This is a genomic window from Aquabacterium sp., assembly GCF_044226965.1.
Lineage (GTDB): Bacteria > Pseudomonadota > Gammaproteobacteria > Burkholderiales > Burkholderiaceae_C > Pseudaquabacterium.
This window is the reverse complement of sequence record NZ_JBGAGA010000025.1, coordinates 16,495-41,853: the sequence shown is the minus strand read 5'-3', so window position 1 is coordinate 41,853 and position 25,359 is coordinate 16,495. Positions and strand designations below refer to the sequence as shown.

Genomic DNA, 25,359 nt, shown 5'->3' with positions numbered 1-25,359 from the left:
GCGCTTCGTCGCAGGTTCGGCTCGCGTGCGATGTCCGCCGCGCTGCACCTGGCCTGCGGGGTGATGCTGCTCGCCGTGGCGGGCGCTGGGCAGGCGACCGAGTCGCCGACTCAGCCAGCGCCCGAGGATGCGTGCCGAGGCTGGCGTTTCGCTGACCATCGATCGCCAGCGGCTACCCAATGGATGTGCCTGCAGCGGATGCCCGCCACCCGCCTGACGCGCATCCCGTACCCGGCGCTCGATGCCGAGATTCAGTACCAGTACGCGCAGAGCGCGCTGTTGGGCGAACGGGCCACCGCCGAGATCCTGCGCAGGCTGGTGGCCGAGCGCGAGCGGCGCAGGCCGCCGAAAGAGGGCGCGGCGAGCAGGACGGTCTACGCGGCACTGGTCGCGGCGGGCGCGTTGGACGACGAAGAGCAGGAGCGCCAGCAGAAGCGGCTGGCCGACGTGGCCGATCTGCGGGCCGGGCACCTTCGGCCGCTGGCATCCCTGCGCGCGCAGGACGCGTCGTACTGGTCGTTCAGTGCCGGTGGCGACGTGCTGGTCGAATCGTCCATCGACCTGCAGACCGGCCCGAGGGTGGTGGTGTATGCCGCGCCGGGCTGCAGCTTCTGCGCCCGGCTGTCGAAGGACCTGGCGGCAGACCCTGCGCTGCTGGCGCTGTTCAAGGCGCATGCGATCTGGGTCGACGTGCCGGACATCAATTTCTCGGCCGGCTACTACGACGAGTGGAACCGGGCGCATCCCGAGCTGAAGATCCACGTCATCCTGAACCGGCGGCACTGGCCGCAGCGGCGGATTGCTGCCACGCCGGACCTGTTCTTCCTGAAGGACGGCCAGCAGGTCGGCGAACTGCTGGGCTGGACGCCGGAGCGCATGCGGCAGTTGCGGGACCGGCTGGCGGCGATCGGGCTGTTGAAGTAGCCGGATCCCGATGACCGGTCCCCAGCCTCACGCCGCAAGATCTTCGCGAGTTCGAACCTGCCGCTCGATCTCCTTCATCGTCGGCAGCGTCTTCAAGTCGTAGTTGGCTTGCATGACAAGCCAGGACGCGGCATCGCCGCCGAAGAAGCGCGCCAGCCGGGCCGCCGTGTCTGCGGTGATGCCGCGCCGCTCTTTCACGATCTCGTGGATTCGGGTGGCCGGCACGCCCAGTGCCATGGCCAGGGCGTGAACGCTCATGCCCAATGGAGTCAGGTAGTCCTCACGAAGCACCTCGCCCGGATGCACCGGGCGCATGCCATTTGCTGCGCGTGCCATGTTGCTTCCTCTAGTGGTAGTCCACAATCTCGACCTCTTCCGGGCCTGCCGCCGTCCAGACGAAGCACACCCGGAACTGGTCGTTGATCCGAATGCTGTGCTGGCCTTTCCTGTCTCCGACAAGCGCTTCGAGGCGGTTGCCCGGTGGCGCGCGAAGAAAGTCCAGCGTTTGCGCAGCCTCGAGCTGGGCGAGCTTGCGCTCTGCCACCGATGCAATGGCCTTGAATCGTCGCGGAGATCTCCCTGCGAACAGCGCTTCGGTGTCCTTGCATTTGAACGACCGAATCATAGTTCCATAATATTACGCTCAGCGTAATACGTCAATCGGAACGTGCGGCGCGGCCATGACACCGCAGCGATGGACTCAGCCCGGCAGCACGATCAAGCCGTCCTGCGCACCCACCTTGCCGTCGCGCAGCGCATCGAAGCTGGCGCTCAGTGCCTCGGTGCCGCGGATCTCGCGCTGCACCAGCCACGGCTTGTCGGCGCTGCTGCTCGCCGTGTTCATGCGCGCGATCAATGCATGCCAGGCCGCGGCGAGCTGGCGCTGCAGTTCGGCCGCGCCCAGGCCTTGCGGGGGCTCGGCGGCGCGCTGCTGGCCGTAGCTGGGCGCGAAGAACAGCGTGGGCTTGGGGCCGGGCAGCGGGGTGGCGCTGCGGCCCTGGTTCAGCGCTTCCCAGTGGGCGCCGCCCACCGCGCAGTCGTAGCGCAGCGCGTCGCCCAGGTGCTGGTGCAGCGCGCGGCGCAGCGCGGCGTCGCCGGAGAAGTCGACGTACACGCTGGGGATGCTGGGGTCGAGTTCCGCCAGCGCGTCGTAGGTGGCCACGCCGTCGTAGCAGCCCAGCGCCTGGACGAAGCCGGCATTGCCGCGCGAGGTGAGGGCCACGCGGGCCGGTTGGCCGGCCGCGGCCTGGCGCAGGCCGATGCAGAAGGCGGTGGCATAGGCCGTCTTGCTGGACGCGCTGGACAGCAGCACGCGCTGGGCGCCAAAGTACGCGGCCTGTTCCAGGAAGTCGGCGATCAGGAACGCGGTGGTGAACAGCGGGCGCAGCAGCGATTGCAGGCCTTCGGCTTGCGCGCCCGGCGTGTACAGCGGGTCGTGCGTCACCGCCACGTACTCGTTGTAGGCGCGGGCCAGGCTGGCGCGGTGCGCTGCGCCGTCGATGAAGCCGCGCTCGCGCACGCGCTCGGGCTTGACGACGAGGTGGCTGCCCATCGGCAGGTAGCCATAGAGCCGCGTGCCGGGTTCGACGCCGGGGCAGCGCGATTCGGTCACTTCGGCAAAGCCCCACACCGGCACGCACCCGAAGCCGGGCACGCCGCTGTCGAAGAACTGCCAGTAGTGCATCGCTTCGCCGAAGGCGGCGTAGGTGATGTTGTTGGCGGTCAGCGCGTACTGGTCGACGCGCAAGCGCGCTTCGCCGTCGGCCAGCGGGCGCGCGGCGGGTGCGTCGGGGTCGGCGCCGACGCGGGTGGACTTCAGGTTCTGGCGGTCGACGATGAAGCGGTAGGGGGTGCTCATGGCGATGTCGCTCCTTTTTGGTGTTAGCCGCGCAGCAGCACCTTGCCGGCGCGGCCGGGCTGCTCGGCGGCAGCCATCGCGGCGGCGGCATGGTCCAGGCCGTAGACGCCGCCCACTGGCAGCTTGAGCTGGCCGCCCAGCACCGCGCGGGTGAGTTCGCCGATCATGCGCGCCAACTCGGCCGGCGGCGTGGCGGCGAAGCGCTTGCTGGCCCAGTAGCCCTTGACGACGGCCTGCTTGAAGATCAGGTCGCCGCCGTTCAGCTCCAGCGGCTGGAAGCTCAGCGAGCCGAAGATGAACAGCTCGCCGTTCTCGGCCAGCAGGCCCATCAGCTGCTGCGCGGCCTTGCCGCCGATGGAATCGATGGCGCGCACGATCGGCGCGCCGCCGGTCAGAGCCTTGACCTGCGCTTTCCAGTCGTCGGCGCCGGTGTGGATGCCACCCGCCACGCCGGCTTGCGCCAACTCGGCCAGCGCTTCGGCGCGGCGCACCAGGTTCACGCTGTGGATGCCGCGGGCGGCGGCCAATGCGGCCAGGGCCTTGCCCACCGCGCCGTTGGCGGCGTTCTGCGCGAACCACTGGCCGGCGGTGAGCTTCATGTCTTCCAGCAGCATCAGTGCGGAGAGCGGCATCGCCAGCAGCTGGCAGGCGGCTTCGTCGGGCAGCGCATCGGGCACCGGCACCAGCTTGGCGGCCGCGCTGCAGAAGTGCGTGGCCCAGGTGTTCTGTGCGCTGGCGGTGGCCACGCGCTGGCCCACCTGCAAGCCCTTGACGCCTTCGCCCAGCGCCTCGATGACGCCGACGGCTTCAGTGCCGGGAATGGCCGGCAGCGGCGGCTTGTAGCCGTACACGCCACGCAGGATGGCCAGGTCGTGGTTGTGGATCGGCGACAGGCGCATGCGCACCAACGCCTCGCCGGGGCCGGGCTGGGGCAGCGGGCGGTCGGCGGTGTGCACCACTTCGGCGGGGTTGCCGAAGGCTTCGATCAGGACGCTTTGCATCAGAGGTCTCCCGCCTGCAGTTCAGGCTTTGACAGTTGTTGGGCCAGCAGGCGCAGCACCCAGGGGTTGGCGCCCATGCCGCAGTGGCTGGCGGCCACGCGGATGTTCTGCCGCTGCTCGCCTTCGGGCTGCAGGCTGGCGCGCCAGTGCACGATGCCGTCGGTCCAGCTGTAGACCGAGGTGCTGGGAATGTGCGCCGGCACGGGCTCGTGCAGCCGGGCCATCAGCTCCTGCGGGTAGGCGCGGCGGCCGGCGGCAAATTCGTAGAAGCGGCGCGCGTTCGACGCATGGTTGTGCCCCGGCATCGGGCTGCCCAGCGTGATGAGCTGGCGCACGGCATCGGGCTGGCGCTTGGCCAGTTCGCGCGCGAACACGCCGCCCAGGCTCCAGCCGACCAGGCTGACGCGGCGGCCCGACTGCTGGTGCAGGTGCTGCAGGCGCTGCTGCAGCGCTTCGAACACGCCTTCGCGCGGGCCGAGGTTGCGGCCCAGGCGCCAGGCGTGGGCATCAAAACCCTGGCCGCTCAGGTAACGCCTTAGCAGTGCAGTGGAGAAGTCGCTGGCACCCAGGCCGGGCAGCACCAGCACGGGGTGGCCGTCGCCCTTCGCGCCGCGTCGCAGCCAGGGCCACAGCAGCAGCGTGGCGCTGGCCTCGGCCGGGGCGCGCCATTCCAGCGCCAGGCGGATCGGGCCGGGGCGGCGGCTGCGCGGGCGCGGGGCAGTGCCCGGCGCTTCAGGAGACGCGCTGGCCGTCATGCGGCGGCCACGTTGCGCTTGCGGCGCGCCGGCGTGGCGGTTTCAGCCTCCGCGGGCGCCTTGCTGCCGCGCAGCACCTTCAGCTGCGGCTTGGCGCGCGGCTTGGCGGTGGCGGCCTTGGCGGGTGCCGGTGCTGCGGCGGCAGGGGCTTCCACCACCGGCGCCGGCAGCTCGGCGATGCGCTGCGCCAGCTCGTGCGCGGCGTCGATCATGTAGTCGGCCAGGTCGCCGATGTCGGGCACCGCGCGGCGGCAGGCGGTGAGGCCGATCTCCATTGCGCCGTTGTAGCTCTGCACCGTGATGTTCAGCGCCATGCCATGGGCCGGGATGGACACCGGCGCATACAGCGCGATCTTCGCGCCCGCCAGGTACAGCGGCACCTGCGGGCCCGGCACGTTGGAGATGACCACGTTGGCCACCGCGGGCAGGCGGTCGGCCAGGCGCGAGCGACCGTACAGCGAGGCCAGGCCGGTCATCAGCCACGGCGCGCCGAAGGACGGGAAGTCCATCGGCACCGCGCCCTTGACCTGGCCGCTGACCTGCTTGCCGACCTGGGCCGAGGCGTTGATGGCCTTCAAGCGCTCGATCGGGTCCTTGATGTCGGTGGCCAGGCTCACCCGCATGAACGACACCTGGTTGGTCATGTCGGCATTGCCCTGCTCGCGCAGCGAGACCGGCACCGCGGCAGAAAGTGGCTTGGCCGGCTTGACGTCGTACTCGGCCAGGTAGCGGCGCAGCGCGCCGGCGCAGATGGCCATCACCACGTCGTTCAGGCTGGTGCCGCTGGCCTTGGCCATGTGCTTGACCTGCGCCAGCGGCAGGCTGCGCGCGGCGAACGAGCGGGCGTTGGTGATGGCCACGTTCAGCGGCGTGCGCGGCGCCAGCGACAGGCCCTTGGGCAGTTCCAGCTTGCGCTTGCCGGTGGTTTCGTTCACGGGCATCAGCACGTCGCGCGCGGCGCGGGCCATGGTCGGCAGGCCGCGGCCGATCTTCACCCACTGCTGCACCAGGTTGCTGGCTGCGGCCATCGCCAGCTCGGCCACGCCCAGCTGGTAGCGGTTGGTGCGGCGGCGCGGGCGCGGCGGCTTGACCATGCGCGGCGCGGCCGTCACGTCCAGCAGCGCCTGGGCCAGCGCCACGCCGGCCTGGCCGTCGATGGCGCTGTGGTGCACCTTCGAATACACCGCCACCTGGCCCGAGGCCAGGCCGGAGATGACCACCATCTCCCACAGCGGGCGGCTGCGGTCCAGCAGCGGCGAGTGCAAACGGCCCACCTGGCGCTCGAGCTGCAGCTGCGTGCCGGGGCGCGGCAGCATCAGGTGGCGGATGTGGTGGTCCAGGTCCACGTCCTCGTCGTCCACCCACACCGGGTTGGTCAGCTCGAAGGGCATCAGCGCCAGCTTGCGCTGGAACACCCGGGCCAGGTGCAGGCGCGAGCCGACATGGGCCTTGACGTCTTCGTAGAAGTCGCCGGTGTAGCCCTCGGGCAGGTCCAGGATCATCAGGCTGCCGACGTGCATCGGCATCTCGGGGGTTTCCAGGTGCAGGAAGGCGGCGTCCATGCCGCTGAGGTGGTCCATGATGTCTCCGGGTGTTGTGGGTGGGTCAGCGGGGCGGGTTCAGCGGGCTGCGGCGCGGGCCGCGGCTTCCTGGTCGACGAGGTCCTTCTTCGAGAGCTTGCCCACCGGCGTCTTGGGCAAAGTGTCGCGCAGCTCCAGCGCGGCAATCATCTCGTGTTTGCCCAGGCGGCCGGCGAGGAAGTCCTTCAGCGCCTCCAGCGTCAGCGGCGCGGCGCCGGGTTTCAGCGCGACGAAGGCCTTGGGCGACTGGCCGCGGTAGGTATCGGGAATGCCGATCACGCAGACCTCGGCCACCGAGGGGTGCTCGTAGATCGCTTCCTCGATGACGCGCGGGTAGACGTTGTAGCCGCCGCACAGCAGCATGTCTTTCGTGCGGTCGACGATGAAGAGGCAGCCGTCCTCGTCCATGCGGGCCACGTCGCCGCTGCGGAAGAAGCCGTCGGCGGTGAAGGCGGTGGCCTGGGTCTCGGGCGCGTTCCAGTAGCCCTTCATCACGTTCGGGCCGCGGATGCACAGCTCGCCGGGCTCGCCCAGCGGCACTTCGCGCATCGGGTCGTCCAGCGCACGCAGCGAGAGCGTGACGCCCGGCACCGGGAAGCCGCAGGAACCGGGCTTGCGCAGCCCGTGCACCGGGTTGAAGGTGCCCGAGGGCGAGGTCTCGGTCATGCCCCAGCCTTCGTTCAACTTGCAGCCGGTGAGCTGGAAGAAGCGCTCGGCCACCTCCAGCGGCAGCGGCGCGCCGCCGGAGCCGCAGAACTTCAGCGAGCGCAGGTCCATGGACGCTGCTTTTGGATGATGGGCGATGGCGGTGTACATCGTCGGCACGCCGGGGAAGATGCTGATGCGCTTGGCCTGCAGGTCGGCCATCACCGCGTCGAGGTCGAAGCGCGGGTGCAGCACCAGGTGCGCGCCCAGGCGCACGCCGAACAGCAGGCACACGCTCAAGGCATAGATGTGGAACAGCGGCAGCACGACGAGCATGCGCTCCTCGCCCTCGGTCAGCAGCGGCGGCGTGCCCTGGCTGGTGAGGAAGAACTGGCCGCAGGCGGCGCTCAGGTTGCCGTGGGTCAGCATCGCGCCCTTGGGCAGGCCGGTGGTGCCGCCGGTGTACTGCAGCACGGCCACCGCGTCCTTCGGGTCCGCGATCGGGTGCCACACCGGCGCGCCGGCGGTGTCGGCCAGGCGCTGGAAGGGCAGGTGGCGATCGTCACTGGGCACCTCGGCGAGCTGCCCGGCCTTGGCCAGCTGCGCGCGCACGGCCTCGGGCGCGGCGCTGTAGTCGGCCAGGTTGCCGACGATCAGCTTCTTCAGCCGCGAGCTGCCCAGCAACCGCGCCATCTGCGGGTACAGCGTGGCCAGGTCCAGCGTCACCAGCAGGTCGGTGCGGCTGTCCTCGATCTTGTGCGCCAGCACGCGCTCGGCATCCAGCGGCGAGTAGTTCACCACCGTGCCGCCGGCGCGCATCACGCCGAAGAAGGCGATGGCGTAGTGCGGCGTGTTCGGCAGGTACAGGCCCACGTGCACGCCGGGGCCCACGCCCTCGCGCTGCAGGCCGGTGGCGAACGATTCGACCAGGCGGCCGAACTCGGCATAGGTGATGACGCGGCCCATGAACTCCAGCGCCGGCCGGTCGGGCCAGCGCTGCACGGCCTGGTCGAGCAGGCTGCTGACCGGGGCGGCGGGCAGCGGCGCATGCCAGTCGATGCCGGCGGGGTAGTGGGCGAGCCAGGGGCGGGCTGCAGAGGCCATGGTGCTTGTCTCCTTGTTGGATTTGGGCGGCATGGATCGTCTTCGCGCGCGGGCGCGAGAAAACTTCCATCGCGCGCGGGCGCGCGGTAGCGCCATGCCATGCGAGCATCGTAGGCAGCACGGGGCGAAAAGACTGTTCGGCTCCGTACACTCGACGGACACCCTTCCTGGGAGAAACCCTAGGTGTTGATGAGTTCATCGCAGCCCGACCCGCAGGCCCTGCGCACGTCGATGCTGCAGGACGACTGGTTCCGCCGCTGTGGCCCGGCGCTGCAGGACGCGCTGCTGGCGCATGGCCGCGAACGCCGGCTGCAGCCCGGCGAGCACCTGTTCGCGCAGGGCGCGCCCGATGGCGGGCTGTACTGCGTGACCGGTGGCTCGCTCTACGTGCAGTCGGCCGACATCGAGGGCGAGCTGCCGCTGCTGGTGGTGCTGGAGCCCTGCCTGTGGTTTGGCGAACTCTCGTTCACCGACGGCCTGCCGCGTTCGCACGACGCGGTGGCCGGGGATGACACCCGCGTCTGGTGCGTGCCGCGGCAGCCGCTGCGGGCCTGGCTGCAGGGGCACCCCGAAGGCTGGGAAGACATTGCGCGGCTGGCGGTGGGCAAGCTGCGCATCATGTACTCGGTGGTCGACGAGGAGATGCGCCGCCCGGTGCCGCAGCGCGTGGCGCGCCGGCTGTGGCTGGCGTTGCAGGGCTGGGGCTGGCGAAAGGAAGGCTCACCGCTGCCCGGCGTGCGCTGGTCGCAGGACCAGCTGGCGCGCATGCTCGGCACCAGCCGCGGCACGGTGAACCGTGCGCTGCGCGAGCTGCAGGACAGCGGCGCGATCCGGCTGCGCTACGGCGTGATCGAGCTGGCCGACGAAGCGGCGCTGCGCCAGGCCTGCGAGGTGCCCCTGCCCAAGGGCGGCTGAGGCCGCGGGTTCAGGCGCCGACCACGCGGTCGCGGCCCAGGGCCTTGGCGTGGTACAGGCGCGTGTCGGCCAGCTTCAGCAGCGCCACCAGGGCATCGGCCTGGGCCGGCGCACTGGCCACGCCGAACAAGGCGGTGAGCCGCAGCACCGCGCCGTCGGCGCAGATCGTCATGTTCGCCAGCGTGGCGCGCCATTGCTCGGCCTGGGCCAGCGCGCTGGCCTGCGAGGTGTCCGGCAGCAGCACCGCGAACTCCTCGCCGCCCAGCCGCGCGGCCAGCTGGCCGGGCGTGACCGTGGCGGCCAGCATCGAGCCCACGGCCTTCAGCGCCGCGTCGCCGGTGGGGTGGCCATGCTGGTCGTTCACCGCCTTGAAGTGGTCGATGTCCATCAGCACCAGCGACAGCGCAGCGCCCCGGTCCCGTGCCTCGCGCAGCGCCTGCTCGGCCTGCTGCACGAAGTGGCGCCGGTTGTGCAGGCCGGTCAGGTCGTCGCGGATCGATTGCTCGTGCAGCCGGGCATTCAGCAGCTGGATCTGGCTGAGCTGCTCTTCGAGTCGGCGGTTCGCTTCGCTCAGCGCCTGCTCGGAGCGCTTGCGCTCGGTCACGTCGCGGGTGATGCCGAAGTAGCCCAGGTGCTGCCGGTCGTCGTCGAACACCGGGACCGACACCGTCTCGATCCAGACCCGGGAGCCGTCCTTGCGGAAGAACTCGCCTTCGTGCCGCAGCGGCGCGGTGTGGGTCAGCGGGTTCTCGGGCGTGGCCCGCTGCGCGGCCATGCGCACGATCTCGGCCTTGTACTCGGGCGTCATGAATTCCAGCACCGAGCGGCCCAGCAGCTCCTCGCGCGGGTAGCCCATGGTGCGGCACATGTTGTCGCTCAGGTGCACGAAGCGGCGCTGGGCATCGGTTTCCCAGAACGCGTCGCCGCTGGCGTTCACCATCGCCAGCAGGCGGTCTTCGGTGATCGGCCGGTGCTGGCCGGACGGGTCGTCGCTCAATCGTTCCCCCACTTCGGAAAGGGATCGGACAAAGCCCGCGATTAAAGCATCAACGACCCGCCGCGGCACCCGCCGCAGGTGAGGGGCGATCAGCGCGGTTCGGCGATCGTCAGCGCGATGGAGCCGACGCCGTCGATGCTGCCTTCGATGCGGTCGCCCGGCAGCACCGCGCCCACGCCTTCGGGCGTGCCGGTGAACACCAGGTCGCCCGGTTGCAGGTGGTAGAACTGCGACAGGTCGGCCAGGATCTCGGGGATGGACCAGATCAGCTGCGACAGGTCGGCCTTCTGCTTCGTCTGCCCGTTCACCGCCAGCGCCAGCGTGCCGCTGCGCAGCACCGCGGGGTTGGGCACGATCTCGGAGACGACCGACGATTGCTCGACGTCCTTGCCCAGGTCCCAGGGCCGACCCTGTTCGCGCGCGGTGAGCTGCAGGTCGCGCCGGGTCATGTCCAGGCCGCAGGCGTAGCCGTAGATCATCTCGGCCGCCTGCGCTTCGGTCACGCGGAAGCCCGGCGCGCCGATGGCCAGCACCAGCTCCATCTCGAACTGGTAGTTGCTCGTGCCGGGCGGGTAGGGCACGGTGGCGCCGGACAGCACCAGGGTCTGCGGCGCCTTGGTGAAGTAGAAGAGCTTGGACGCTGCCTTGTCCACCGGACGCCCCATCTCGATGGCATGGGCGTGGTAGTTGCGGCCGACGAAGAACAGGCGCTGCACCGGAAAGTGAGCGGCCATGCCGCGCACCGGAATCGACGGGGTGGCGGCGGGCGGGAACAGGTAGGTGGTCATGGGTGAGGGCAGGGAGTGAGCGATGTCAGCCGCGGGTCTCGAGCACGCCGAGCTTGCGGTGCAGCGGCGTCTCGTCGGCGATGAACAGGCAGGCCGGCTGCGTGGCCGAGCGGTTGCGCAGCGTGACGGCGGTGTAGCCCGGCGCGCAGCAGGTGTCGGCCTCGGCCAGTGCGAAGGCCTGCTCGCCGATGCGCGCCTCGGCCGCGCCTTCGATCAGGTGGAACACCGCGGCGGGCGAGCGCACCGGCAGGCGCAGCGTCTGGCCCGGGCGCAGCATCAGCGCCGAGTAGCCCAGCACGTTCTGGCAGTCGTCGCCGGTCTCGGGGTTCACGTAGCGCACCTGCACCGCTTCGGTGTCGGGCTGCGAGGTGGCCAGCGCTTCGAGCGCGCGGCGCACATTGGCCCAGGGGTAGCGCAGCATCGGGTAGGCCTTGCGGCTGCGCTCGAACACCGGCGTGGGCAGCACGCCGCCGATGGCGTAGGCCTGCTCGGCGGTGCCGCTCTTCACCGCCTGGCGCTGGCCATCGACGTGGTACGAGACCTCCAGGTAGTACATCAGCGGCAGGTCCAGCACGTCCAGCCACACCACCGGCGCGCTGCCGTCGTGGCCATGCTCGTGCCACAGGCCGGTGGGCGTGAGGATCAGGTCGCCGCGCTGCATCTCGCATTTCTCGCCGTCCACCGTGGTGTAGGCGCCTTCGCCTTCGACGATCATGCGCACCGCGTTCGGCGTGTGGCGGTGCGAGGGCGCCCATTCGCCCGGCAGCAGCAGCTGCATGCCCAGGTAGATGGCGGCGCTGGCCTGCATCTTCTCCAGCCCGTGGCCGGGGTTGGCCAGCACCAGCACGCGGCGCTCGGCTTTCTCGATGGGAGTGAGTTCGCCGGCGCGCAGCAGCAGCGGGCGCAGGCCTTCGTAGGCCCAGTGCGTGGCGCGGGTGTTCGGGCGCGGCTGGCCGGGCGGCAGCACTGCGCGCAGGCTGGGCCACAGCGGCACCAGGTTCTGCGCGCTCAGTTCGTCGCGGTAGCTCTGCGGCAGGTCTTCCAGGCGGCCGAGGGTCGTGGTCATCGGGGATCTCCGTTGTGGGTTCAGTCGGCCAGGCAGTGCGCGGGCTGCCAGCCGTAGAGCCATTCCATCGCGTCGTAGAAGCGCTCGGGCGAGCGGCCCTTCCACAGGTCGTTGCGCACCAGCCGCTCCACGCCTTTGGCGTGGTAGATGCGGCCCATCTCGCGCGCCGAGAGCACCACCCGCGCGGTGCGGGCGATGCGCGAGCGCTGGTAATGGTCGAAGGCCGGCTCGAACTGCCCGCCGTGCAGGCGCAGCGCTTCGCCCAGCGTCACCGCGTCTTCCAACGCCATGCAGGCGCCCTGGGCCAGGTACTGCAGCATCGGGTGCGCGGCATCGCCCAGCAAGGTGGCGCGGCCAAAGGTCCAGCGATCGATGGGCTCGCGGTCGGCGGTGGCCCAGCGCTTCCAGCTCTTGGGCAACTCCAGCAGCTGGCGCGCCTTGGGCACGATGCCTTCGAAGTAGCTCAGCACCTCGTCGCGGCTGCCTTCGCTGACGCTCCACTGCTCGGCCTGGCGGCTGTGAAAGGTGACGACCACGTTGTACTGCTCGCCGCCGCGCAGCGGGTAGTGCACCAGGTGACAGTTGGGCCCGACCCAGATGCTGGCGGCGTTCCACTGCAGGTCGGCCGGGAAGTCGCGCCGGTCGACCACCGCGCGGTAGACCACGTGGCCGGACACCCGCACCGGGTCGCCCACGTACTGCTGGCGCACCACCGAGCGCACGCCGTCGGCGCCGATCAGCGCGGCGCCGCGGTGCGTGCGGCCTTGCGCATCCGTCACCGTCACGCCGTCGGCGTCCTGCTCGATGCGCTCGACCCGCGTCGCGGTGTGGAAGCGCACGCGGTCGCTCTGCTGCGCGCCTTCGAGCAGCGAGAGGTGCACGTCGGCGCGGTGGATCACCGCATACGGGTTGCCGAAGCGCTGGCGGAAGGCCTCGCCCACCGGGATGCGGCCGACCAGGCTTTCATCCAGCGCGTCGTGCATCACCATCTCGTCGGTGTAGACGGCGCGGCCGCGCGCGGCTTCGCCGACGCCCAGCGCGTCGAAGGCCGCGAAGGCATTGGGGCCGAGCTGGATGCCGGCACCGATCTCGCCGATCTCGGGCGACTGCTCGAGCACCGTCACCTCGAAGCCCTGGCGCACCAGGGCCAGTGCGGCGGCGAGGCCGCCGATGCCGCCGCCGGCGACGATCACGGGCAGGGTGTTGCTGGCCATGGTGTCAATCCAATGCAATGTTGGCGCGCTTGATCAGCGCTTCGTAGACCCGGCTCTTGGCTTCGGCCTGGGCCACGATCTCCTCGGGGCTCCAGGCCAGCGGCTCGAACGCGAAAGTGTCGAAGCGCGCGGCGATCTCGGGGTCCTTGACCACCTTCGCGACGTCGGCATTCACCTTGGCGCGCACCGCGGCCGGCACGCCGCGCGGCGCGGTGAGCACGACGAAGGAGTTGACCTCCAGCTGCGCCGGGCCGCCGGATTCGGCCATCGTCGGCACGTCCGGCAGCTGCGGGATGCGCTTGGCCGCGGCCACCGCGATGTACTTCAGCTTGCCGGCCTTGTAGGGCCCCTGGCTGGACGGGATCGACGCGAAGGCCCAGCTCAGCTCGCCGGTGGCCACCGTGGTGTAGAGCTGCGAGACCTCGCGGTAGGGCACATGCTGCATCGGTGCGCCGGTCAGCGATTCGAGCTGCGCGCCGCCCAGGTGGCCCGGGCTGCCGACGCCCCAGGAGCCGTAGCTGGTCTTGCCGCCGTCGCTCCTGGCGGTGGCGATGAGGTCGCGCATGGTCTTCAGCTTCGATTCGCTGGACACCGCCACCAGGAACGGCGTGCGGAACAGCGCGGCCAGCGGCTCGAAAGTGTCCAGCGTCCTGAAGTTGCGCTGCTTGTACAGGTGCGGCAGCGCGGCCAGGTGTTCGCTGTCCAGCTGCAGCAGCGTGTAGCCGTCGGGCGCCGCGCGCTTGGCCGCTTCGATCGCGATGAAGCCGCCGCCGCCGGGCTTGTTGTCGATCACGATGCGCTGGTTCCACTGCTTGCCCAGCTTGTCGGCCACCAGGCGCAGCACCGCATCGGGCCCGCTACCGGCCGCGAAGGGCGTGATCAGCGTGATGGGGCGGGCCGGGTAGTCCGGCTGCGCCAGCGTGGGCAGGGCCAGCGTCGCCAGGGTCAGGGCCAGCAGGCTGCGGCGGGGGTGGATCACGGGTTTGTCTCCTCGGGTTTGACCAGGCACAAGAACAGTGCCGGCAGTGTCTTCAGCGGCTTGTATTGCGTCAAAGGGTCGCCGGATATAGTGCCCATTGCGTTTTCAAATAGTGGGGTGGGCATGGCCAAGCTCGATGTCGACTGGCTGCAGCTGTTCGTCGAGCTCTACCGCACGCAGAGCGTCTCGCGCGCGGCCGAGCGGCTGGGCATTGCGCAGGCCTCGGCCAGCATCGCGCTGAACAAGCTGCGCGCGCACTTCGGCGACCCGCTGTTCAGCCGCACCTCGCGCGGCATGGAGCCCACGCCGCATGCGCAGGCGCTGTACCCGGAGCTGCTGGACATCGTCGAGCGGCTCGACCGCGCGCGTGGCGCCGTGGCCCGCTTCGACGCCGCCACCGCGCAGCGCCGCTTCTGCATCTGCATGACCGACATCTCGGAAATCGTGCTGCTGCCGTCGCTGATGAACCGGCTGCGCCAGGTGGCGCCGGGCATCGTGATCGAAGCCGAGAAGATCGGCGCCGACAGCCAGCGCCGGCTGGAGAGCGGCGATGTCGACCTGGCCGTGGGCTTCATGCCGCAGCTGGAAGCCGGCTTCTACCAGCAGACCCTGTTCCAGCAGAACTTCGTCTGCCTGGTGGCGAGGAAGCACCCGCGCATCGGCGACAAGCTGACGCGCCGCGCGTTCACCGCCGAGGCGCACATCCTGGTCGGCACCTCGGGCACCGGCCACGCCATCGTCGACAAGGTGCTGAACAAGGCCGGCGTCAAGCGCCACGTGGCGCTGCACCTGCCCAGCTACCTGGGCGTGGCGCGCATCGTCGCGCAGACCGAGCTGCTGGTGATCGTGCCGCGCCTGCTGGGCGAGACGCTGGCGCTGCAGGAGCCCGTGCGCCTGCTGCCGCCGCCGGTGGCGCTGCCCTCGTATGCGGTGAAGCAGCACTGGCACGAGCGCTTCAACCGCGACGCGGGCAATGTGTGGCTGCGGCGGTGTGTGGCGGAGGTGATGACCGGCTCGCGGGCCTGAGCCGCCGGATCGGGAATGCACTCTTGACCCCGGTTGTCGCGGCTTGCTAGCGTGAACCCGCGGCGGTTTCGCCGGGTCACCACATCGAGGCAGTCCATGACACCCTTCCGTTCAGCCGTCGGGGCCTTTGCCCTCGGCTTGGCGCTGCTGTGCGGCAGCACCCCGGCCCTCAGTGCCACCCCTGCGGCCATCAAGGCCCAGATCGGCGAAACCGATGCCGACACGGGTCCGGCCTTCGTGTTCCGCGGGCGCAGCTTTGCCAATCAGAAGGCCTTCATCGACAGCGGTGCACGCTGCTCGACGCGCCATGTCACCGACCTGGAGCAGAGGCTGCTCGCGGTCTCGATGCAACAGTGGGTGGACGAGCGCGCCGCGGCCGGCCATCCGGTGCAGGAGCGCCCCATCGGCTCGGTGACGATTCCGGTGTGGGTGCATGTCGTCAACAACGGCAGCGGCATTGCCAACGGCGATGTGCCCGACAGCCAGATCGCGGCCCAGATGAACGTGCTCAACGCGGCCTACGCGAACACGCCGTTCGTCTTTTCGCTGGTGGGCACCGACCGCACCACCAACGCCTCGTGGTACGTGGCGCAGCCCAACACCACGGCCGAAAGCCAGATGAAGTCGGCACTGCGCAAGGGCAATGCCGGCACGCTGAACATCTACACCAACAACATGGGGGGCGGCTTGCTGGGCTGGGCCACGTTCCCGAGCGACTACGCCTCCGCCCCGTCGATGGACGGCGTGGTGATCCTGTTCTCGTCGCTGCCCGGTGGCACCGCGACGCCCTACAACGAGGGCGACACCGCGACGCACGAGGTCGGCCACTGGGTCGGCCTGTACCACACCTTCCAAGGCGCTTGCCGTGCGCTGGGCGATCGCGTCAGCGACACGCCGTCGGAAGCGTCTGCGGCGTTCGGCTGCCCGGTGGGCCGGGACTCCTGTGCGTCGGCCGCGGGCCTCGACCCGATCACCAATTTCATGGACTACACCGATGACAGCTGCATGAACAACTTCACCAGCGGCCAGTCGTCGCGGGCAGACCGGCAGCACCAACGCTACCGCTCGCAGATCTGATCCGTGGCGGGGCGGGGCGGGCTCAGTGCCCGCCCATCATCCCCAGCGCCCGCGGCAGCGCCAGCGACAGGGGCGGCCAGTAGCTGACGATGATCAGGAACACCAGCATCGTCTTCAGCCACGGCCACACCGACACGGTGAGTTCGGTGATGCCCATCTTGGTGATGCCCGAGGAGACGTAGAGGTTCAGGCCCACCGGCGGGTGGCACAGGCCCACTTCCATGTTCACCGCCATCAGGATGCCGAAGTGCACCGGGTCGACGCCCAGTTTCACCGCCACCGGGAACAGGATGGGCGCCATGATCAGCACGATGGCCGCGGGGTCCATGAAGTTGCCGGCCGCCAGCAGGATGACGTTGACCAGCAGCAGGAACACCACCAGGCCGAAGCCCTGGCTGCTCATCCACGCGGCCATCGCCTGCGGGATCTGTTCCGAGGTCATCAGGAACGAGAACAGCACCGCGTTGGTGATGATGTACAGCAGCATCGAGCTCATCGCCGCGGCGTTGAGCAGCGACTTCGGCACGTCCGACAGCTTCAGGTCCTTGTAGACGAACACCGAGATCACGAACGCGTAGACCGCCGCCATCGCCGCCGCTTCGGTGGGCGTGAACATGCCGCTGTAGATGCCACCGATCACCACCACGATCAGCAGCAACCCCCACATGCATTCGCGGAAGGCGCGCCAGCGCTCGAGCCAGGTGGCGCGCTGCATGCGCGGGTAGTCGAACTTGCGGGCGCGGTACCAGGTGGTCACGCCGAGCAGGAAGCTCAGGCACAGGCCCGGCACCACGCCGGCCAGGAACAGCTGGCCCACCGACGCGGAGCCCACCATCTCGCCGTTCGGGCCGGTGGCATTCATGCCGGCGGTGGCGATCGAGTAGATCACCAGGTTGATCGACGGCGGGAACAGGATGCCCAGGGCGCCCGAGGTGGTGATGACGCCGGCGCCGAACTGCTTCGGGTAGCCCTGCTTGACCATCGCCGGCAGCATGATCGACCCCACCGCGACGACGGTGGCCACCGACGAGCCCGAGATCGCCGCGAACAGCGCGCAGGCCAGCACGCCGGCCAGGCCCATGCCACCGTACCAGTGGCCGATCATCGAGGTGGTGAAGTTGATCATCCGCCTCGCCACGCCGCCGTGCGTGAGGAAGTTGCCGGCCAAGATGAAGAACGGGATCGCCATGATCTCGAACTTCTCGATGCCGGTGAACAGCTTCAGCGCCACCGATTCGACCGGCACCTGCGTCATCGTGAACAGGAAGGTCAGCACCGTCAGGCCGAGCGAGATCGAGATCGGCATGCCGGTGAGCATCAGCGCCAGCAGCAGCGCGAAGATGATGGCGGTATTCATTCGCGGAACCCCGGGGTGGCGGTGTTGGCGTCGACCGGCGCCTCGTCCACGCCCTCGACATGGCCGTGGTCGTGGTGCGGCACTTCACCGGTGCGCAGGAAGTGCCAGGCCACCTGCAGGAATCGGAAGCACATCAGGTACGAGCCCAGCGGCACGCAGGAGTAGGCGATCCAGGTGGGGATCTCCAGGTCAGGCGAGGTCGGGCCCTCGGGCACGTCGCCGGTCGGCAGGCCGAAGGCATGGAAGAACGCGTAGTGCGCGCCGTTGTCCCACACGAAGCGCGCGCCCAGCGTGCCGACCACCGAGGTGAACAGCGCGCCGGCCAGCAGGCCGAACAGGATGAGGTACCGCGCCTTCGAGGGCGGCAGCTTGCGCACCACCACGTCCACGCCCACGTGGGTGCCGTGGCGCACGCCATAGGCCGCGCCGAACTTGGCCATCCACACGAACATGTAGATGCACAGCTCCTGCGCCCAGCTGACGTCCAGGCGGATGGTGTAGTCCTGGATCACCGGAATGCCCGACAGGAAGCGGTGCAGCACGGCGGCGAAGATCACGAGCGTGGCCGTGCCCATCAGGAAGGCGATCAGGACCTCTTCGAAACGGTCCAGCAGCTTGCCGAGCATGGCCGCGTCACTTTGGTGCCACGAAGCCGGCAGCCTTGTAGACCGCCTCGATGGTCGCCTTGCCGACGCGCGATTCCATCTCCTTGTGCACCGGCATCAGCGCGCGCTTCCATTCCTCGATCTCGGCCGGCGCGGGCGTGTAGATGGTGGTCTTGCCGCTGGCCTTGATCTTCTCCAGCGCCTGGGTGTTCTCGGTCGCGGCGATGGCGTTGGCATAGACCGTGGCGTCGCGGATGGAGAGCTCGAGGATCTTGCGCGCATCCACCGGCAGGCCATCCCAGAACTTCTTGTTGACGATCACCGCATAGGCCAGGTGGCCGTGGTTCGACAGCGTGATGTGCTTCTGCACCTCGTAGATCTTCTGCGTGTAGAAGTTGCTGGCCACGCCCTCGGTGCCATCGACCACGCCCGACTGCAGCGCCTGGTACAGCTCGGAGAAGGCCATCACCTGCGGGATCGCGCCCAGCGCGCGCATCTGCGCATCGAGCACCTTGCTCGACTGGATGCGCATCTTCAGGCCCTTGAAGTCGGCCACATGGTGCAGCGGCTTGTTCGCGCTCATGATGTGGAAGCCGTTGTCCCAGTAGGCCAGGCCCTTGATGCCCTTGGGCTCGAGCTTGGAGAACAACTCGTAGCCCACCGGGCCGGCCGTCACCGCGCGGAAGGCGTCGGTGTCCTTGAACACGAAGGGCAGGTCGAAGACCTCGAAGTCCTTCACGCCCAGCGGGCCGAACTTGGCCAGCGAGGGCGCCAGCATCTGCACCGAGCCCAGCTGCAGCGCTTCGAGCTCTTCCTTGTCCTTGTAGAGCTGGCTGTTGGGGTAGACCTCGACCTTGATGGCGCCCTTGCTGCGCTCTTCCACCAGTTCCTTGAAGCGCTGTGCGCCCTTGCCCTTGGGCGTGTCCGGCGCCACGACGTGGCTGAACTTGATGACGATGGGCGCCTGCGCGCGGGCGACCATCGGGGCGGCCAGCGGCAGCGCGGCCGCGGCGGTGGCGGCGGCCAGCAGGGTGCGGCGCGAGAGGCGGGCGCCGGTGCGCAGGGGGGTGGAAGCGCTCATGGGTCTTGTCTCCTTGAAGGGCCGCAGGCGGCCGGTTGGGCTGGCGCGGATTGTGGAAACCGCGCCCCGGCCGCACCAGTTGTGGACTTCCACATTCCGCCGCCCGGCATGGCAGGTCCGCGCGCCTCCGCCCTAGACTGCCGGCCATGCAGAACCGCTTTGCGCGCAACCGTCGGCGCGGCGCCTGGGCCTGGCCCCTGGTGCTGGCGCTGGCCTTTGCCGCGGCGCTGGGCGGCTGGCTGCAGTGGTCGGACCAGCGAGACCTGGACGACGAGCGCCACACCCTGATTGCCGATGCGCTGACGCTGGACAGCCGCCTGAGCGACTGGCTGGCCACCGAGCAGCGCACCGTCACCGCGCTGGCGGCGGCGCTGCCCGGCACGCTGGACGAGGCCCGGCTGCTGCGCGAGGCCGGCGTCGGCGAAGGGCTGCGTCGTTTGTGGGTTAGCGTGACGGTGCTCGATGCCAACAACCGGCTGCTGGCGCACGTGCCGCCGCAGGCGCCACGGCCGCAGGCGGTGCCGCAGGGCGGCGGGCACGACGAGAGCGGGCTCTCGGCGCACCTGGCCGCGCCAACGCCGTCCGGCGGCCAGCTGATCGTGCGCTTCGCGCCCGGCGTGCTGCTGCGGCAGACCGTGCCCTGGTGGCTGGCGCGGCGCTACGACGTGCGCCTGGTCGACGGCTTCGGCCAGCTGATCGCCACCAGCGGCGACGTGGCCGCGCCGGTGCGCGGCCAGCAGTCCCACCGCGTCAGCCTGGAACCGGCGATGGCCGATGCGTACCTGGAGCTCACCACGCGCGAGCCGCATGTGCCCTGGTGGCGCACGCTGCCACTGGCGCTGATGGTGGCGTTCCTGCTGCTCAGCGCGGCGGCCAGCGTGTCGCTGCGGCGCCAGATGCGCGAGGCGCGCCAGGCCGAGGAACGCTGGCGCACCGAGGCCGCGTTCCGCCGCTCGATCGAGGACTCGCTGACGGTGGGCGTGCGGGGCCGCGATGCCGAGGGCCGGCTGGTGCATGTGAACCGCGCCTTCTGCGAGCTGGTGGGCTACTCCGCCGAGCAGCTGCTGGGCCGCGTGCCGCCGATGCCGTACTGGCCTCCCGATTCGGTCGACGAGAGCATGTGGCGCCACCAGCGCAACATGGCCGGCGGTGCCCCGCCCGAAGGCTACGAGGCGCGCTGGATCCATGCCGACGGGCATGAGCTTCACGTGATGGTGTTCGAGGCGCCGCTGGTCAACGCGGTGGGCCGGCAGATCGGCTGGATGGGCTCGATCGTCGACATCACCGCGCGCAGGCAGGCCGAGGAACGCGAGCGCCAGCGCAGCGAGGCCCTGGCCACGCAGGCGCGGCTGACGACGCTGGGCGAGGTGGCCTCGGCGCTGGCGCACCAGCTGAACCAGCCGCTGGCGGCGATCACCAGCTACAACGGTGGCGTGCTGCGCTCGCTGGAACGCGCCGGTTTCGACGACGAGCTGGTGCTGGACGCGCTGCGACGCCTGGGCGAGCAGGCCGGCGAGGCCGGCCGCATCGTGCAGCGCATCCGCGGCTTCCTGACGCGGCGCGCGCCGCAGCGCGAGCGCTGCCGCATCGACGACATCGTGCAGCACGCGGTGGCGCTGCTGCGGCGCGACCTGCTGCAGCGCGGCATTGCGCTGGAGCTGGCGATTGCCCCCGACCTGCCGCCGCTGCTGGCCGACCCGGTGCTGATCGAGCAGGTGCTGATCAACCTGCTGCGCAATGCCGCCGACGCGTTGGCCGGCCACGCGGCGCCGCAGCTGCGACTGAGCGCACAGGCCGCCGGCCCGCGCTTCGTGCGCGTGGATGTCGACGACAACGGCCCGGGCCTCGGTGGCCGCAGCATTGACGTGCTATCCGCGCCGTTCCACTCGACCAAGCGCGACGGCATGGGCATGGGCCTGGCGATCTGCCGCTCGGTGGTGGAAGCGCACCATGGCGGGCTGGAGGCCGGCAGCGGCCCGCTGGGCGGCGCGCGCTTTTCCTTCACCCTGCCGCTGGCCGGAGACGACGATGACGAGCCCTGAGGACTCAGCCAGGCACCGCGGCGCAGGCCAGGCACCGGTGCCGATGGTGCACCTGGTGGACGACGAGGCGGCAGTGCGCGACGCACTGGCCTTCCTGCTGCGCTCGCACGGGTTGGCGGCGCGTGCCTATGCCTCGGGCCCCGAGCTGCTGGCCGCGCTGGAGGCCGGCCCGCTGCGCGGCTGCATCCTGCTGGACGTGCGCATGGAGCCGATGTCCGGCCTGCAGCTGCACGACGAGCTGGTGGCCCGCGGCGTCACGCTGCCGGTGATCTTCCTCTCGGGCCATGGCGACATCCCGATGGCGGTGGACGCGCTGCACAAGGGCGCGCTGGACTTCGTCGAGAAGCCCTTCAGCGACGAATCGCTGGTGCAGCGCCTGGAGCGGGCGCTGAAGCTCGAGGCGGCGCATGCCAGCGCGCGCACCGACCGCGAGCGCGAGGCCGCGCGCCTGGCCGCGCTGACCGAGCGCGAGCACGAGGTGATGCTGCGCGTGGCCGCCGGCCGGCTGAACAAGGTGATTGCCGACGAGCTGCACATCTCGGTGCGCACCGTGGAGGTCCACCGCGCGCGCGTGTTCGCCAAGCTCGGCGTGCGCTCGGCGGCCGAGGTGGCTTCGCTGCTGGCGCGCCTGAACGTGGGCTGAGCCTGTTCGCCTACACCGGCGCGCCGCCGGGGGCCGCGCCCTCGGTGGGCCGCGCCGGCGCGGCGGGCGAGGGCGCATAGTCCTCGGCGGCGGGCGCACGCGCCATCCAGCGCACCCGGTTGCGGCCGGCATGCTTGGCCTCGTACAGCGCCTCGTCGGCGCGCCGCAGGATGTCGGTCAGGGTGTCCCCGTGCGCGAAACCGGTGACGCCGATGCTGATGCTGACGCCGCGGTCCGGCAGCCACCGCGAGGCATCCAGCGCCGCCACCGCGGCGCGCGCGGCCTCGGCCACCCCCAGCGCCGCCTCGCGCTCGGCGCCCGGCAGCACCGCGACGAATTCTTCGCCGCCCAGGCGGCCGAGCTCGGCCTCGCGCGGCATCACGTTGCGCAGCACCTCGGCCACCGCGCGCAGGATGGCGTCGCCCACCAGGTGGCCATGCTGGTCGTTGATGGGCTTGAACAGGTCGAGGTCGGCGATCAGCAGCGCGCCGCGCTCGCCGCGCGCGAGTTGCTGCTGCAGCGTGTCCAGCACCGCGCGGCGGTTGCGCAGCTGGGTCAGCTCGTCGGTCATCGCCAGCGCGTGCATGCGCCGGCCGGCACGGCGGTGCCGCAGCAGCAGCACCGAGAGCACCGCCACCAGCAGGCTGGCCAGCAGCAGCGACACCGTGCGCAGCCGGTTCGCGCGCTGCTCCTCGGCCAGGGCACGCTGCGTGGCCGCGTTCTCGCGCTGGGCGGCGGTGGCCTCGGTCTCGTTGCGCAGGCTGGCGAAGCGCTCGTCGATCTGGCGCTTCAGCAGGCGGTCGGAGGCGGCCTTGAACGCCTGTGCCTGCTCGAACGCCGCCTTGTAGTCGCCCAGCGCGGCCTGCGTGGTGGCCAGTTCGCCGCGGGTGGCGGTGGCCTCGGCCGGGGAGTCGGCCTTCTCGAACATGCCCAGCGCCTGGCCCAGCACCTGCAAGCTCTCGGCCGGCCGTTGCAGCAGGCGCAGCGCAATGCCCTGCTGCAGCGCAATCTGCGCCTGCAGGCGCTGGTCCGGCGCCTGGCCCAGCAGTGCCGCGGCGGCCTGGGCCTGGCGCAGCGCGGTGGCGCCGTCGCCTTCGCGGTTGGCCACGCTGGCCAGCCCGCGCAGCGCATAGGCGCGGCCGCGCGGGTAGCCCAGTTTCTCGCTGAGGGCGAGCGAGGCGTTGAACGACTCACGGGCGGCCGCATGGTCGCCCAGGTTCTCCAGCGCGCGGCCCAGGTTGTGCAGCGTCACCGCCTGCTCGCGCTGCAGGCCGGCGCGGCGCTGCGCGGCCAGCGCCTGCTCGAAATGGCGGCGCGCCTGCGCGGGGTCGCCCATGCGGTCGTACAGCAGCGCGGCGGCGAGCAGGGTGTTCAGGCCCTCCTCGGTCTTCTGCAGGCGGTCGAACAGGTCGCTGGCGCGCTTCAGGTCGGCCAGGCCGCTGGCCAGCTCGCCGCGCACGCCGCGCAGGTAGCCGCGCTGGTACAGCGCATTGGCCAGCACCTCGCTGTCGTGCGACTGCTCGGCGTTGGCCACCGCGCGCTCGTACAGCTGCAGCGCCCGCGCGCTGTCGCCGGCCAGCTCGCGCAGCTCGCCCTCGCAGCCCAGCAGCTGCGCGGCCAGCGCCGGCCGCGTGCTGCGCGGCAGCAGCGCCTGGCCGGCCTGCAGGTGCTGCTCGGCCTGCGGGCGGTCGCGCTCGCTGAAGTAGTCGCACAGTTGCACGTGGGCCAGCACCTCGAGGTCGGCATCGGGCTGGCGCGCCAGCTCGGCCAGCGCCTGCTGCGCGAGCTGGCGGCTGCGCTCGGGGTCGTTGCGCACCGCGGCGCGGCTCTGGTCGAGCAGCGTGCGGACGGACACGTCCGCTGCCAGCGCGGGCGGCGCCCAGGTGGCGGCCAGGCCAAGACAGAGCAGCAGCGTGTGCGGTCGGTGTGCCATCAGTCTGGCGCCTGGCCGCTCATCTTGCGCGTCACCGCACCCGCCAGGCGGCGCAGCAGCCACTTCGGCATGGCCCGGGCGCCGACGGTGGCGGCCAGGTTCAGCGCGCCCGGCACCACGATGACCTGGCCGCTGCGGCAGGCCTGCCAGCCCTCGCGCGCCACCTGCTCGACATTGCCGACCAGGAACTTCGGCAGCCCGGCCAGCGCCGGGTTGGCCTCGGCCGCGCCGCTGAGCATGCCGGTGGCGGTGATGCCGGGGCACAGCGCGGTGATGGTGACGCCGGTGCCCTGCAGTTCCTCGGCCAGCGATTCGGTCAGCGACAGCACGTAGGCCTTGGTGGCCGCGTAGGTGGCCAGCATGGGCACCGGCTGGAACGCCGCGATCGAGGCCACGTTCAGCACCTGGCCGTGGCCGCGCGCCACCATGCCTGGCAGCAGCGCGGCCAGCAGGCCGGTGAGGGCGCCGACGTTCAGGTCGATCAGCGCCTGGTGCCGCGCCGCCGGCATCTTGACGAAGGGCGCGTTCTCCAGCACGCCGGCGTTGTTGACCAGCACGTCCACCGTGATGCGGCGGCGCTTCAGCGCGCTGGCCAGCGCGGCCGCGGCGCCGGGCGTGCCCAGGTCGAAGGGCAGCGCCCGCACCGGCACGCCATGCGCGGCCTTCAGCTCGGCGGCCAGCGCTTCGAGCTTGTCGGCGCTGCGCGCCACCAGCACCAGCACGCAGCCCTCGGCCGCGGCGCAGCGCGCGATGGCCTCGCCGATACCGCCGGAGGCCCCTGTCACCAACACCGTGTCCATCTGCAGCTTGTACTCCATCCGTTGGCGCTGGCCTTCAGTGCGCCGTGGCCGAGCGCACCAGCAGCTCGATCAGCCGCCGCGCCGCCGGCGACAGGAAGCTGTTCGCCCGGTAAGTGACGACGATGCGCCGGCGCATTGTCGCGCCCTGCACCGGCACTTCCTTCAGCCCGCGGATGCGGGCCTGCCCCTGCAGGTGGTGGCGCGAGATGAAGCTCAGCAGGCCGGTCTCGACGATCAGCGCGGGCAGCGCCAGCAGGCTGGTGGTTTCCACCTGCACGCGCGGCCGCGGCAGCTTCCTGCGGTCGAAGGTGTGGTCCAGCCAGTCGCGGGTGGGCTGGCCGGGAGGCTGCAGCGCCCACGGGTGCTGCGTCAGGTCCTTCAGCGTCACGGGCTGGCCGAAGACCGCGTGGCGCTCGCTCGCGGCCACGACGATCATGTCCTCGGCCAGCACGCGCGACTCGTAGCCCGCCTCGGCGCTGCCCTCGGTGCCCACCAGCATGTCCAGCTCGCCGGCGTGCAGCTGCGGCTTCAGGGCCTGGATCAGGCCGACGGCCGTGTGCAGCGTCACGCCCGGTGCTTCGCGCAGCAGCTGGCGCGCCACCGGCGGCAGCAGGTACTGCGCGGCCGTGGGCACGATGCCCAGGCGGACATGCCCGCTGACGCCGGTGCCGATGGCCGACAACTCGCGCTTGGCGTCTTCGATGTCGAAACGCATGCGCTGGGCCCACTTCAGCAGCACCTTGCCGGCCTCGGTCAGGCGGATGCCGCGGCCGGCCTTCTCGAACAGCGCGGTGCCGCAGTCGGCCTCGAGCCGGCGGATGCTGCTGGTGAGCGCCGGCTGCGAGCGGTGCAGCTTCGCCGTCGCGCGCCCCAGGTGCTGCAGCTCGGCGATGGTCTCGAAGTAGCGCAGGTCCCGCAGGTCCATTGCAGAAGTCCCGTGGATGGATGGCCAGGAATTATCGATTGGAC

24 protein-coding genes are annotated in these 25,359 nt (G+C 70.7%); 6 read left to right on the top strand and 18 right to left on the bottom strand.

Translation table 11 applies throughout. The annotated features are described in order from the left end of the window. Window positions 1-30 precede the first annotated feature (30 nt). Complete coding sequence (locus ACILR4_RS13350) at window positions 31-924, top strand: hypothetical protein (RefSeq protein ID WP_395701353.1); 894 nt, start codon at window positions 31-33, stop codon at window positions 922-924. A 27-nt stretch (window positions 925-951) separates the two neighbouring features. Here the strand turns inward: ACILR4_RS13350 and ACILR4_RS13345 are convergent, their stop codons facing one another. The 7 genes from ACILR4_RS13345 to ACILR4_RS13315 form a co-directional block, all read right to left on the bottom strand. Further along, window positions 952-1,260, bottom strand: coding sequence for a HigA family addiction module antitoxin (locus tag ACILR4_RS13345; RefSeq protein ID WP_395701352.1), 309 nt, complete (start codon window positions 1,258-1,260; stop codon window positions 952-954). Window positions 1,261-1,270: 10 nt separating this feature from the next. Continuing rightward, entirely contained in the window at window positions 1,271-1,549 is a 279-nt protein-coding gene (locus ACILR4_RS13340; protein ID WP_395701351.1) for a type II toxin-antitoxin system RelE/ParE family toxin, read from the bottom strand. Between the two features lie 75 nt (window positions 1,550-1,624). After that, complete coding sequence (locus tag ACILR4_RS13335) at window positions 1,625-2,782, bottom strand: DUF2855 family protein (protein ID WP_395701350.1); 1,158 nt, start codon at window positions 2,780-2,782, stop codon at window positions 1,625-1,627. A 23-nt stretch (window positions 2,783-2,805) separates the two neighbouring features. Further along, a complete protein-coding gene (locus ACILR4_RS13330) occupies window positions 2,806-3,783 on the bottom strand; it encodes a zinc-binding dehydrogenase (protein WP_395701349.1) in 978 nt (325 codons plus the stop codon). Beyond that, on the bottom strand, window positions 3,783-4,538 hold the full coding sequence (locus ACILR4_RS13325) for a lipase family alpha/beta hydrolase (protein ID WP_395701348.1): 756 nt from the start codon (window positions 4,536-4,538) through the stop codon (window positions 3,783-3,785). Before ACILR4_RS13325 ends, ACILR4_RS13330 begins: the two co-directional genes overlap by 1 nt. Further along, window positions 4,535-6,118: a wax ester/triacylglycerol synthase family O-acyltransferase gene (locus tag ACILR4_RS13320; protein WP_395701347.1), complete on the bottom strand. Its 1,584-nt coding sequence runs from the start codon at window positions 6,116-6,118 to the stop codon at window positions 4,535-4,537. Before ACILR4_RS13320 ends, ACILR4_RS13325 begins: the two co-directional genes overlap by 4 nt. A gap of 39 nt (window positions 6,119-6,157) precedes the next feature. After that, window positions 6,158-7,867: a long-chain fatty acid--CoA ligase gene (locus tag ACILR4_RS13315; RefSeq protein ID WP_395701346.1), complete on the bottom strand. Its 1,710-nt coding sequence runs from the start codon at window positions 7,865-7,867 to the stop codon at window positions 6,158-6,160. Between the two features lie 189 nt (window positions 7,868-8,056). On the opposite strand from ACILR4_RS13315, the gene ACILR4_RS13310 reads away from it, so the two are divergent. After that, window positions 8,057-8,782 carry a Crp/Fnr family transcriptional regulator gene (locus tag ACILR4_RS13310; RefSeq protein ID WP_395701345.1) on the top strand — a complete coding sequence of 242 codons (726 nt, stop codon included), beginning with the start codon at window positions 8,057-8,059 and terminating at the stop codon, window positions 8,780-8,782. A gap of 10 nt (window positions 8,783-8,792) precedes the next feature. On the opposite strand, the gene ACILR4_RS13305 is transcribed toward ACILR4_RS13310, so the two are convergent. From ACILR4_RS13305 to ACILR4_RS13285, 5 genes are all read right to left on the bottom strand, one after another. Further along, a complete protein-coding gene (locus ACILR4_RS13305) occupies window positions 8,793-9,779 on the bottom strand; it encodes a GGDEF domain-containing protein (RefSeq protein ID WP_395701344.1) in 987 nt (328 codons plus the stop codon). Window positions 9,780-9,868: 89 nt separating this feature from the next. Beyond that, complete coding sequence (locus ACILR4_RS13300; protein ID WP_395701343.1) at window positions 9,869-10,567, bottom strand: fumarylacetoacetate hydrolase family protein; 699 nt, start codon at window positions 10,565-10,567, stop codon at window positions 9,869-9,871. Between the two features lie 25 nt (window positions 10,568-10,592). Further along, window positions 10,593-11,633 carry a cupin domain-containing protein gene (locus ACILR4_RS13295; RefSeq protein ID WP_395701342.1) on the bottom strand — a complete coding sequence of 347 codons (1,041 nt, stop codon included), beginning with the start codon at window positions 11,631-11,633 and terminating at the stop codon, window positions 10,593-10,595. Between the two features lie 20 nt (window positions 11,634-11,653). Continuing rightward, the gene (locus ACILR4_RS13290; RefSeq protein WP_395701341.1) at window positions 11,654-12,847 is read right to left on the bottom strand and encodes a 3-hydroxybenzoate 6-monooxygenase; all 1,194 of its coding nucleotides are present in this window, start codon (window positions 12,845-12,847) and stop codon (window positions 11,654-11,656) included. 4 nt (window positions 12,848-12,851) lie between these two features. Further along, window positions 12,852-13,805 (bottom strand): Bug family tripartite tricarboxylate transporter substrate binding protein, encoded by a 954-nt coding sequence (locus ACILR4_RS13285; protein ID WP_395701380.1) that lies wholly within the window; start codon window positions 13,803-13,805, stop codon window positions 12,852-12,854. A 144-nt stretch (window positions 13,806-13,949) separates the two neighbouring features. On the opposite strand from ACILR4_RS13285, the gene ACILR4_RS13280 reads away from it, so the two are divergent. Continuing rightward, window positions 13,950-14,852, top strand: coding sequence for a LysR family transcriptional regulator (locus ACILR4_RS13280; RefSeq protein ID WP_395701340.1), 903 nt, complete (start codon window positions 13,950-13,952; stop codon window positions 14,850-14,852). A 96-nt stretch (window positions 14,853-14,948) separates the two neighbouring features. Next, complete coding sequence (locus ACILR4_RS13275; RefSeq protein WP_395701339.1) at window positions 14,949-15,929, top strand: zinc metalloprotease; 981 nt, start codon at window positions 14,949-14,951, stop codon at window positions 15,927-15,929. 22 nt (window positions 15,930-15,951) lie between these two features. Here ACILR4_RS13275 and ACILR4_RS13270 read toward each other — a convergent pair whose 3' ends face one another. The 3 genes from ACILR4_RS13270 to ACILR4_RS13260 are packed head-to-tail and all read right to left on the bottom strand — an operon-like array spanning window position 15,952 to window position 18,873. After that, window positions 15,952-17,286 carry a TRAP transporter large permease gene (locus ACILR4_RS13270; protein ID WP_395701338.1) on the bottom strand — a complete coding sequence of 445 codons (1,335 nt, stop codon included), beginning with the start codon at window positions 17,284-17,286 and terminating at the stop codon, window positions 15,952-15,954. Then, window positions 17,283-17,912 (bottom strand): TRAP transporter small permease, encoded by a 630-nt coding sequence (locus ACILR4_RS13265; RefSeq protein ID WP_395701337.1) that lies wholly within the window; start codon window positions 17,910-17,912, stop codon window positions 17,283-17,285. Before ACILR4_RS13265 ends, ACILR4_RS13270 begins: the two co-directional genes overlap by 4 nt. A gap of 7 nt (window positions 17,913-17,919) precedes the next feature. Then, window positions 17,920-18,873 (bottom strand): TRAP transporter substrate-binding protein, encoded by a 954-nt coding sequence (locus ACILR4_RS13260; protein ID WP_395701379.1) that lies wholly within the window; start codon window positions 18,871-18,873, stop codon window positions 17,920-17,922. A 245-nt stretch (window positions 18,874-19,118) separates the two neighbouring features. On the opposite strand from ACILR4_RS13260, the gene ACILR4_RS13255 reads away from it, so the two are divergent. Next, complete coding sequence (locus ACILR4_RS13255) at window positions 19,119-21,014, top strand: sensor histidine kinase (protein ID WP_395701336.1); 1,896 nt, start codon at window positions 19,119-19,121, stop codon at window positions 21,012-21,014. After that, on the top strand, window positions 21,001-21,657 hold the full coding sequence (locus ACILR4_RS13250) for a response regulator transcription factor (RefSeq protein WP_395701335.1): 657 nt from the start codon (window positions 21,001-21,003) through the stop codon (window positions 21,655-21,657). Before ACILR4_RS13255 ends, ACILR4_RS13250 begins: the two co-directional genes overlap by 14 nt. 10 nt (window positions 21,658-21,667) lie before the next feature. Here ACILR4_RS13250 and ACILR4_RS13245 read toward each other — a convergent pair whose 3' ends face one another. The 3 genes from ACILR4_RS13245 to ACILR4_RS13235 are packed head-to-tail and all read right to left on the bottom strand — an operon-like array spanning window position 21,668 to window position 25,315. Next, window positions 21,668-23,590, bottom strand: a complete 1,923-nt coding sequence (locus ACILR4_RS13245) for a diguanylate cyclase domain-containing protein (RefSeq protein WP_395701334.1) — start codon at window positions 23,588-23,590, stop codon at window positions 21,668-21,670. Further along, window positions 23,590-24,408 (bottom strand): SDR family NAD(P)-dependent oxidoreductase, encoded by an 819-nt coding sequence (locus ACILR4_RS13240; protein ID WP_395701333.1) that lies wholly within the window; start codon window positions 24,406-24,408, stop codon window positions 23,590-23,592. The genes ACILR4_RS13245 and ACILR4_RS13240 overlap by 1 nt, the downstream gene beginning before the upstream one ends. Window positions 24,409-24,424: 16 nt before the next feature. Next, a complete protein-coding gene (locus ACILR4_RS13235) occupies window positions 24,425-25,315 on the bottom strand; it encodes a LysR family transcriptional regulator (RefSeq protein WP_395701332.1) in 891 nt (296 codons plus the stop codon). Between the last annotated feature and the right edge of the window lie 44 nt (window positions 25,316-25,359).